The following is a 9,519-nucleotide window of genomic DNA, read 5'->3' as shown; positions in this document are numbered from 1 at the left end:
GCCCCCGGGCGCTTGGGGCCCCCCCCCGGCCCCCCCCCCCGCGCCCCCCCGCCTCCCCGGCCGCGCCGGGGGGCGCCGCCCCCCCACGCCCCCGACCCCCCACCGGCCCGGCCCCCCACCGACCACGGGGCGCCCACCGAAAGGCCGCCCGGCGCCGCCCGGCGACGGGCACCCCCCGTCAGGCCCCCCACGGCAACCACGCCCGCACCTCGAACCCCCCACCCCCCACACCCCCGTGCGAAAGCCGCCCACCCGCCAGCGTCGCCCGCTCGGTCAGCCCGATCAGCCCCTGCCCCGACCCGGGAACATGAGGAACCTCCCCCGGCGGCGCCGGATTGTGCACGACCACGGTGAGCCCCTCCCCCGCGACCCCCGCCAGCGACACCGTCACCTCCGCCCCCGGCGCGTGCTTGCGCGCGTTCGTCAGCCCCTCCTGGGCGATGCGATACGCGGTGCGGCCGACCGACGCCGGCACGGCCGCCGTGTCCTCGACCCGGTTGTCGAGGGCGACCTTCATGCCCGCCGAACGGGACTCCGACACCAGCCCGTCGAGCGCGGCGAGCGTCGGCTGCGGCCGCCCCGCCTCGTCGGAGTCCCCCGCTCGCAGCACCCCGATGATCTCCCGCAGATCCTGCAACGCCTCGTGCGCGCTCTCCCGGATCACCCCGGCGGCCCGCGCCACCTCCTCGCGGGGCGCGTCCGGCCGGAACTCCAACGCCCCCGCGTGCACGCTCAGCAGCGTCAGCCGGTGCGCGAGCACGTCATGCATCTCGCGCGCGATGTCCTCGCGGGCGAGCCGCTGCGCCTGCTCGGCCCGCAGCGCCGCCTCCGTCTCGGCCCGCCGCGCCCGGTCCCGCAGACTCAGCATCAACTGCCGCCGGGACCGCACGAACATGCCCCAGCCGACCACGCAGCCGCTGAGCAGCACGGTGAGGGCGACGACCCAGCCGTACGGCAGGTCGGGGTCGGGGCGCAGCCAGAAGAAGACGAAGCTCAGCGCGGCGGAGACGCCGCCGATACAGGCCGCGTACTTGAAGGGCCGGTGCACGGCGACCGTGAAGAGGGCGACCAGAACGGCGCCGCCGGCGGTGTTCGAGACGAAGCCGACGGGGACCATCGCCACGGCGAGACCGACCGGCCAGCGCCGCCGGAGCCACACCGCGGCACAGGCGAAGGCGCCGATCCACTGGTCGGCGACCTGAAGGGCGTGCGGGATGTTCGGGTCGCTCGACGTCGCGTCCGCGCCGATCATGCCGACCACGACGGCGATCACGAAGCAGCTGAAGTCGACGGCCCAGTCGCGGGCGGTGCGCCGCGGACGCCCCTTCCGGTCGACCCGCACCTGACCGAACTCCGTGGCGACGGCCGAAGGCAGCAACCACGGCCGCCCCGGCAGCCCGTACGCCCCGGCGGCCCCCGCGCCGAACCCCAGATCGCCGGCAACCCCCGCACCACTACCGGCACCCGGGTCCCCCGGCACCGCCGCGTCCATGGCCGCCGCCTCCCCGGCAGGGGCCCGTGTCCGTGGCGCCGCGGACACGGGAAGGTCTCGTGGCGCACGCGCCGGGCTGTCACCGCTCATGGTCGACAAATCTACGCAGCCGCGCCCGCGCCCACCTCCCCGCGACCGAGATCGTCGACCAAAGTCGTACCGCCTCAGACTTTGGTGCCGCGTCCACCCGCGCGGCCCGCACTTAGGTCGGGAATTCCCCGCCCCGCGGCCGATGTACCCGAGTTGGCCGCGAGGCGAGGATTTTCTCCATGAAGCAGCTTCTGGAGGTTCTCGGCTTTGTCGCACTCGTCCAGGGCGTTCTGGGCCTGTCGCACACGATCACCGGGTGGCCACGGGGGTGGGGGCTGGTGCAGCGGCTCGGCGTTCTCGACGGTTACGAGATCTACGTGAGCGTCGCCCTGCTCGTTCTGTCGTTCGCGCTGTTCGCCGCCGCGGAGAGCCGGAAGCACGGCTGAGCGCTCGCGCGGGGACCGCGACGTGTGGCCGTGTTGCGGCGGTTAACTCCCGGAAAACTCATCGGACTCGGCGGGAGAAATCATTTGACGTGTACTTGACATGCTCTGGTCTACGCGCGTCATGCTAGGTCCATGAGATTCCCCCCACGCACCACCCGCAAGGGCGCCGTCGTCGCCCTCATGTCCGCCCTGCTGGTCGGCGGTGCCACCGCGGCACCGGCCGACGCGGCGGCCACCGCCGTGGGCAGCGTCTGCTACGGCGCGCTGCCGTCGCAGGCGTACACCACCCTCCGTCTCATCGACTCGGGAGGACCCTTCCCGTACTCGCAGGACGGAGCCGTCTTCCAGAACCGCGAAGGCATCCTGCCCTCGCAGTCCACCGGCTATTACCACGAGTACACGGTCGTCACCCCCGGCTCCTCCACGCGCGGTGCCCGCCGCATCGTCACCGGCAACAGGACGAACGAGGACTACTACACCGCGGACCACTACGTCTCGTTCAGGCTGATCAACTACAACTGCTGATCCGGCTCGTCGAAGACACCGAGCGGCCGCACGAGGCCCCACCCCGTGACCGGCCGGTGATCGTGACTGCTTCACGGACTTCATGGACTTCACGGACAGGATCCTCGCCCCGCGGCCCCTCGTGTTCATCGGCCGCGGGGCGAGGCATGTCTCCAGACGACACCGAGGACGTGCTCTGGGCGATGACCACTCGCTTCAAGGCCGACCGGGACCTGGTGATCCTGCCCGTCGTCGCCGGCCTGGACCGTCCGGCCGGCCGGCGGTTGTCCTACCCCCTGCGCCGGGCGGTGAGGGGGTCGCCGGCCTTGCTGACGACGCCGGCGATCCAGGCCATGGCTTCGGGCACGTCGTAGTTGCCGGCGTGCGGCTGGTTCCAGGCGAGCCGATAGTTCAGGTCCTCGACCTGTTTGTCCGCGGCGAGCGCCCGGTCGAGATTGACCGAGACGGTGAACGCGGTGTCGCGGTCGCGGGTGCCGTGGCGGACGTACCAGTTCGGCGCGGTGTCGGCGCTGGTGCCGATGAAGGTCATCGGGTTGATCAGGCGGACCTGGTCGTCGACAGTGGTGCTCTTCCGGGCGGTGTACTGCTTCCAGGTCAGCCCGGTGTCGTCGAGGCCGCTGCCGTCGCCGGCGACGTCGTTGTTGTTCCAGCTGAACTCGGTGTAGTTCATGTACTTCTGGCTCGGCGGGCCGAAGAGGTCGGTCTCGGTACCGCTGGTGGTGTTCCCGTTGACGCCCACCGCGTCGAAGGCGGGGGTCGTCTTCAGCGTGGCCTGGGTGGCGACGAAGGCGAGGTACTTCGGCATGTCGACGGAGCGCACCTTGCCGGTGGCGGTGTCGACGTCGATCCAGTTATTGACGTACCACTTGGTGGTGGGCGGTGCCCCGGGGCCGCCGCTCGTGATCTCGAAGGTGCCGCCCAGCGGCGGGATCGTGTGCGCGGGGTCCGCCTTCAGATAGGTCTCGGCGGAGCGCACGACCTCCTTCTTGATGGTGTCGAGCATGGTGGCGGCGGTCAGCCGGGAACCGTCCGGGTTGCGCAGGCCGAGGCTCTTCTCGTAGGCCGCGAACCGCTCCGCGATCGCCGCGGCGTCGGCAGGCGAGGGGTTGGAGCCGGTGGCGTCGCGGGTGCCGAGGACGTTGTAGAGCCGCTCGTAGGCGATGTCGGCGTTGCCGAGGTCGGTGATCGGGCAGTACGCGTTGACGGCGAAGACGTCGTCGCGCAGGGTGCTGCGCCCCTTGGCGTCGATGCCCGCGGCGCCGATCGCGGCGAGGTACGGGGTGTACTGGGCGCTGTTGCCGGAGGCGCCCAGGATCGACACCAGCGCGCCACCGCCGCTGGTGCCGTTGATGACGATCCGCTCCGCGCTGCCGGGCATGGCGGCGTCGTTGAGGCGCAGGTAGCGCACGGCGGCCTTGGCGTCGACCACCGCGGCGGGGGCCTTGCCCGGGGCCGAGCCGTCGGCGCCGAGCAGACCGCGGCTGCGGTTGGCGACGTCGACGAAGACGTATCCCGCCTTCAGGGCGGCGCCGACGTTGCTCGTCGCGCTGTTGTAGGTGGTGCCGGCGGTGACACTCGCCCGTATGTGACTGGCCTTCCAGCCGCTGTTGTTCACCGCGAAGTAGACCGGCGTCCGCTGGTCACCGAAGGCGCTCTCAGGGACGAACACGTTCATGCTCTGGTAGCCGCAGGCGGTGTTGGGGATCGTGGTGCTGCCGCCACCGGGGCCGCCGGGCTGCTGGGCCGCCGCGGCGACCGGGTTGGCGACGTAGCAGATCTCCTTGTACCAGCGGACGTTCATCGGCCGGCCGTCGACGGTGACCGTGATCGTCGTGTAGGCGGCGGAGTCGAAGTCGAGCGCGGCGTCCTGCGGGTCGACGGCGTGGCCACGACCGGCGGAGGGCGCCGCCACGGCGACCGAGGTCGGCACCGCGACCGCCGCGAGAACCAGGGAACTCGCGAGCGCCACGCTCACCAGGAGGCGGCCTCTGGGCGTGGGGCGTCCTCCGCCCGTAGTCGCCGGGTGAGTGAACGCGTCACGTCCGTCAGACGCAGAGTGCCTCTGCATGGGTCTCCCCTCATCGAGCACCGAGTGCTTCGCCCAAGGCCCCGGGTTCGGGGCGTGACGCACGCTACAAGATTGTTAACAATATGCACAGCAATATCGCAGACATTTCTGCCGGGTGACACAGGATCGGGTCGGCGGATGCTCGGCTCGTGCGGTACGGACAGGCGGCCCCTCCCGCTGCCGCTGTGCGCGGCGGCGGCGGGAGGGGCGGCAACGCGTGGGCGGCCGTTTCCGGTCAGGGGTGGGTCGCGTACGGGGATCGGGGCGCCGGGTCAGCGGGCGCCGCGGCGGTGGGATCGGTTTCGCTGAGGCCGTATCGCTCGTGGAAGGTGCGCAGCGGGCCGGGGGCGTACCAGGTGATGCGGCCCAGTACGCGCATGGAGGCGGGGACGAGAACGCCGCGTACGGCGATGGCGTCGATGAGGATGGCCAGTCCGCTGCCGAGGCCGAACATCTGCATGAAGCTGAGCTGGGCGGTGCCGAAGGCGAGGAAGCTGACGGCGAGCAGGCAGGCCGCGGCGCTGACGATGCGTCCGGTGTGGCCGAGGCCGTGGGTGACGGCGTCGTGGTTGTCCTCGCCGGCGTCGTGCAGTTCCTTGATGCGGCTGGTGACGAAGACCTCGTAGTCCATGGACAGGCCGAAGGCGATGCAGAACATCAGTACGGTCATGGCCATTTCCATCGGCTGTGGGGTGAAGCCGAGCAGCCCGGACAGGTTGCCGTCCTGGAAGATCCAGGTCATGACGCCGAGGGTCGCTCCCAGGCTGACCAGGTTCAGCAGCAGGGCGCGCAGCGGCTGGACGACGCTGCCGGTGAACAGGAACAGCAGGACGAACGTGGTGAGCACCACCAGGAGCACGGCGAGCGGCAGCAGGTCGCCGATGGACGCCTTGGAATCCACCAGTTCGGCGTCCACGCCTCCCACCAGCGGTGTGGTGTGGGCGGGTGGCTCGATGGCGCGCACCGCCGCGACCAGGTCCTGAGCGGCGTCGGACTTCGGCGTGAGACCGCTGACGACGTTGACGCGCTGCGCGTCGTCGACGGCAAGAGCGGGGTTGCCCGGGAGACCGGTGGTGAACTGTCCGCCGGTGAAGGTCCCGTCGGCGGTCTCGACCCGTTCCACGCCGCGCAGTTCGGACAGCCGCCCCGCATACGCGGTCAGGGGTTCCTGGCCGACGCTCTCGTCGATGACGATGTGCAGGGCACGGTCGTCGCTGCCGTCGAAGTTGTCCCGCAGCGAAGTGGCCACCTGTCGGCTCTGCGCTTCGGTGGGCAGTACCCGCTCGTCGGGGGTGCCGAAGGTGATGTTCAGCAGCGGGGCCGCGGCGATCAGGAGCACCGCGAGGACGGGCAGCGCGGTCAGGGCCGGTCGACGCATGACCTTTGCCGCCAGCCTGCCCCAGAACGGCGCCCGGCCGGTCGGGCGGGGGCGCTTCGCCCAGGGCAGGCGTCCGGCGTTGACGCGGTGGCCGAGCACGACGAACAGGGCCGGCATGACGAACAGGGTGTTCACCGCCGCGATCGCCACGACGCCGACGCCTGCGTAGCCGAACGAGCGCAGGAAGTACTGCGGGAACACCAGCAGAGCGGCCAGGGCCGCGGCGACGGTCGCGGCGGAGAAGGCCACCGTGCGGCCCGCGGTGTGCACGGTCCGGCGTACCGCGTCCTCCACGCTCGCACCCTCGGTGAGCTGTTCGCGGAAGCGGCTGACCATCAACAGGGCGTAGTCGATGGCCAGACGCCGGGTCGGCGCCCCTTCGTGATGGAGGGCAGCTGGTCAGGGACGGGATGCTGCGGTGAGGCGTCGCAGTGTGGCGTGGGCGGGTGGGCCCCAGGTGGGCTTTCCGCCGGGGCGGCCGTGGATGCCGGCGTCTCCGATGTGGATACAGGCGAGCGCGCGCAGCACGGCCCAGCCGCGGGCGCGGCGCAAGGTGGCGGCGTCCGGGGTCGGCCGGTACGCCTCGTAGAAGCGGTCTACGGCGCCGTCCGGCAGCAGTACCCAGGGGGCCGCGAGGTCGCAGGCCGGATCCCCCGCGCAGAGGTCACCGAAGTCGATCACGCCGCAAATGGTACCGTCCGCGGTGAGAACGTTGGCCGGGTGCAAGTCGCCGTGGAGCCACAGGGCCGGACCCGTCCAGTCGGGCGCGGCGGCGGCATCTTCCCAGACCGCGCGGACGGCGTCCGGGTCGGGGATCAGGCCCAGCGTGGTGCGAACCGACCGCACCGACCACTTCTCCCGTGTCGACAGCTTGGATCGCCAGCCGGAAGCAGTCGCCATCGGACGGGGCGGTCGCCTTGGATCAAGGTCCCACGTCTCGCGTCCATACCGTGCGGAAGCCGGTGTGCAGCATGTGGCGTGGATGGATCTGAGCGTGCCGGCACCGCGGCCCGCGCGACTACTGTTCGCCGGCTTCGCGCCCCCGGTACACAGCATCGCCGCCCAGCCGCTCCTGCTGCCGTACACGTCGTGTCATGACGATTGCGGGGATGCCGAGCGCCAGTAGCACCGGGGTCGCGGCGGCGATGGCGAACCAGAGGAAGAGCGCGAGGTAGCCGTAGGCGGCGTCGTCCGCGGCCGCGTCCGCCTTCACCAGGAGGACGATGCTGGCCACGAGGGCGACGACCATGAGGCTCGCGAGGGTGATCGCGAGCCAGAGCAGGACGCCGGCCCACCGCCGGTAGCCGGCGCTGACCTCGGGGAGGTGTGGCGGCCCGTAACCGCTGGGCGGACCGGGCAAGGGCCATGGCGCCGGGCGTTGGGCCGGCCACTGATCAGGCATGAGGCCCAGTTCTACGGTGCGCGGCGGCGGAACACCAGCTTCCGCCGCCACGGCAGGCACCGCGCCGACGCGTCGTCTCCCGGGTCACTTCTTCACCGAGTCCCACGCGCCGGCGTGGAAGCTGCGCAGGAGGGCGATCAGTGCCGCGCCGAGCCGCCAGTCCACACCGGGGGCATGCAGGTGCAGTTTGTCGCCCTTGGACCTGAACTCCAGCGGGACCTGCCCGTTCGCGCGCCACCGGATGCGTCGGGGTGCGCGTGCGAATCCGCCCTCGTTGCCGGGGACGCTGTCGAAAACGCTGATCAGGAGGACCAGTGTCATCAGGGGCAGCAGGAACCACCACATCCACCACCACACGATCCGCCCCTTGAAGCCGACCGCCTCAAAGGCGCCGGGCTGGTGCACGGTCCAGCGGGTGCGCAGACGCCTGCCGCGGAGCGCCTTCTCGCGCACCAGCGTGCCGATGACCTCGCCGTGCGCGCCGAGTACCTGGAACCTCGCGACGCCGCCGCCTGCCGACAGGGTCACCACGGTGGCCACGGGCTCCCGGCGTTGATCGTCGGCCCACAGGGCGAAGGAACGGGCCCCGCCGCCCCGGGCCGCGAGGTACGCGGACGTGCCTCCCGGCGGCAGTTGGCGCTCCACGTACACGGCCGACGGCGCCGACCCCGACACGTCGGAGAAGCTGACCATGGCCGCCACCCGCTCCTGGCCCTGGCCGTCGACTCGCTTCGGCCCGCCGTACATGGTCAGTACGTTGCTGCTCATCCGACGTGCTCCAAGGGGTAGTCGCGTGCCTGCTGCTCGCTCTGGCCGACCGGGGACAAGTTCGCCCGTGTCCCGCCGGTGTGCCGGTCGGCCGCGATCTCCAACTCGGCGCCGCCCAGCGTAGCTTCGCCCACTTCTCTTCCCCGGCGCTGGTGACACGATCACGCGTCTCTGCGCCCGACGGCCTGTCAACTCCCTGTTACCTACGGCGTGTTCGCCTTTCTTCGGCGGGTCGGGTGGTCGTTGAATGGGGACTATCCGCCGTCCGCCTGCCGCGTGTGGTGGACGGACGGCGCTGGTCGCCCGCTTGTTCCGGAGAACGTCTCCGGGCTCGTCCCCTGTTCGAGGAGCACCACCGAATGCCAGAGTTGCCGAAGCGAGACGCCACCGGGCACCTCGGTGCACAGCCGCTCGGACCCGACCGGAACAACGATGCGGCGACCCTCGACTCCGCCCGTGCCGCGCTCGCCCGTGCCGTCGCGGCGCACCGCGCCGAGAGCGCGGGGTCGGACGCGGGTTCAGAGGGGGGTCCGGACGCGACGGGGCAGCAGCGCCTCGTGGACTCGGATCCGCCGCGAGCCTCCGAGGACCAGGCCGACGAGCCGACCAACGGGTCGGCCGGTTCCTCTCCCTGGGCGTTCCGGCGGCGCGGGAGATGGATCCTGGCCGCGGCCCTCGGCGCGGCGGTCGGCGTCGTCGTCGCGGGGGTGGTCGGGACGGCGGGCGGGGGTCCCAACAGCCCCGGTGGCCAGGCCGAACCTCCCGCCGAGGGGGTCCTACGGTCCGGCAGCGCGGACGCCGGCCTCGGTGACCGGTCGCCACAACCGGGAGTGCCGGACGCCGCGTTGGTGACGCCCCCCTCAGCCGTCCCGTCCTCGTCGCCGGGCAAGGACACCCAAAACACGCCCGAACCGAGTAAGGCCGGCGCCTCCGCCGGGTCCGGCGCGGCGCCGACCACGCAGGGGCCGGACAGCGGCGACAGCGGCGACGACAGCGGCCCCACCGCGGGCCCCGGGGGCGCGCTGGTCGTCGAGGCGGCCGGCAAGTGTCTGACCGGCGCGGGCCAGGGTTCGGAACTCGTGGTTTCCGCCTGCGACGGTTCGGCAGGTCAGTCCTGGAGTTCCGGGCCCGCCGGAAGCCTGCGACAGGGCGGCCTCTGCGCGACCGTCACCGGAAGCGAGGACCGGACGCCGATCGTCCTGGCCGCCTGTGATCAGTCCTCGGCCCAGCAGATCGCCCTCACCGGTGGGGCGTTGATCTCCGAGCCGAAGGGCAAATGCCTGGATCTCTTCGGAGGCGCGAGCGGCACCCGGGTGGTGCTCTGGGAGTGCAACGGCCGTGACAACCAGCACTGGGGCGCCGCCTGACCGTGCGGTGGGCGCCCTTCGGTCCCCCAACTGGCCCAGGATT

Annotated in this window: 9 protein-coding genes and 1 pseudogene; 3 read left to right on the top strand and 7 right to left on the bottom strand. The window is 71.8% G+C overall.

From position 1 onward, the window contains the following. Positions 1–178: 178 nt before the first annotated feature. Positions 179–1,492 (bottom strand): sensor histidine kinase, encoded by a 1,314-nt coding sequence (locus ACIP79_RS41965; RefSeq protein ID WP_401233178.1) that lies wholly within the window; start codon positions 1,490–1,492, stop codon positions 179–181. A gap of 269 nt (positions 1,493–1,761) precedes the next feature. Here ACIP79_RS41965 and ACIP79_RS41960 point away from each other — a divergent pair, with 269 nt between their 5' ends. Both ACIP79_RS41960 and ACIP79_RS41955 read left to right on the top strand, forming a co-directional pair. Continuing rightward, positions 1,762–1,968, top strand: coding sequence for a hypothetical protein (locus ACIP79_RS41960; protein ID WP_401233175.1), 207 nt, complete (start codon positions 1,762–1,764; stop codon positions 1,966–1,968). A 132-nt stretch (positions 1,969–2,100) separates the two neighbouring features. Further along, positions 2,101–2,493, top strand: coding sequence for a ribonuclease domain-containing protein (locus ACIP79_RS41955; protein ID WP_383685148.1), 393 nt, complete (start codon positions 2,101–2,103; stop codon positions 2,491–2,493). Between the two features lie 268 nt (positions 2,494–2,761). Here the strand turns inward: ACIP79_RS41955 and ACIP79_RS41950 are convergent, their stop codons facing one another. The 6 genes and pseudogenes from ACIP79_RS41950 to ACIP79_RS41925 all read right to left on the bottom strand — a co-directional run bounded on the left by ACIP79_RS41950 (position 2,762) and on the right by ACIP79_RS41925 (position 8,243). Further along, positions 2,762–4,462 (bottom strand): subtype B tannase, encoded by a 1,701-nt coding sequence (locus ACIP79_RS41950; RefSeq protein ID WP_401233171.1) that lies wholly within the window; start codon positions 4,460–4,462, stop codon positions 2,762–2,764. A 334-nt stretch (positions 4,463–4,796) separates the two neighbouring features. Beyond that, positions 4,797–6,299 (bottom strand): annotated as a pseudogene (locus tag ACIP79_RS41945) (MMPL family transporter); the annotation flags it as partial. A 39-nt stretch (positions 6,300–6,338) separates the two neighbouring features. Then, positions 6,339–6,995: a phosphotransferase gene (locus ACIP79_RS41940; RefSeq protein WP_401233168.1), complete on the bottom strand. Its 657-nt coding sequence runs from the start codon at positions 6,993–6,995 to the stop codon at positions 6,339–6,341. Continuing rightward, positions 6,958–7,341 (bottom strand): hypothetical protein, encoded by a 384-nt coding sequence (locus ACIP79_RS41935; RefSeq protein WP_401233165.1) that lies wholly within the window; start codon positions 7,339–7,341, stop codon positions 6,958–6,960. The genes ACIP79_RS41940 and ACIP79_RS41935 overlap by 38 nt, the downstream gene beginning before the upstream one ends. An 84-nt stretch (positions 7,342–7,425) precedes the next feature. Further along, positions 7,426–8,109, bottom strand: a complete 684-nt coding sequence (locus ACIP79_RS41930) for a hypothetical protein (RefSeq protein ID WP_401233164.1) — start codon at positions 8,107–8,109, stop codon at positions 7,426–7,428. Further along, the gene (locus ACIP79_RS41925; protein WP_401233162.1) at positions 8,106–8,243 is read right to left on the bottom strand and encodes a hypothetical protein; all 138 of its coding nucleotides are present in this window, start codon (positions 8,241–8,243) and stop codon (positions 8,106–8,108) included. Before ACIP79_RS41925 ends, ACIP79_RS41930 begins: the two co-directional genes overlap by 4 nt. A 225-nt stretch (positions 8,244–8,468) precedes the next feature. Between ACIP79_RS41925 and ACIP79_RS41920 the strand changes: the two genes are divergently transcribed. After that, positions 8,469–9,476 (top strand): ricin-type beta-trefoil lectin domain protein, encoded by a 1,008-nt coding sequence (locus ACIP79_RS41920; protein WP_401233159.1) that lies wholly within the window; start codon positions 8,469–8,471, stop codon positions 9,474–9,476. Positions 9,477–9,519 lie beyond the last annotated feature (43 nt).

Origin of the sequence: Streptomyces sp. NPDC088747, assembly GCF_044751025.1 — a bacterium.
GTDB lineage: Bacteria > Actinomycetota > Actinomycetes > Streptomycetales > Streptomycetaceae > Streptomyces.
This window is presented reverse-complemented; position numbering and strand designations above follow the sequence as displayed.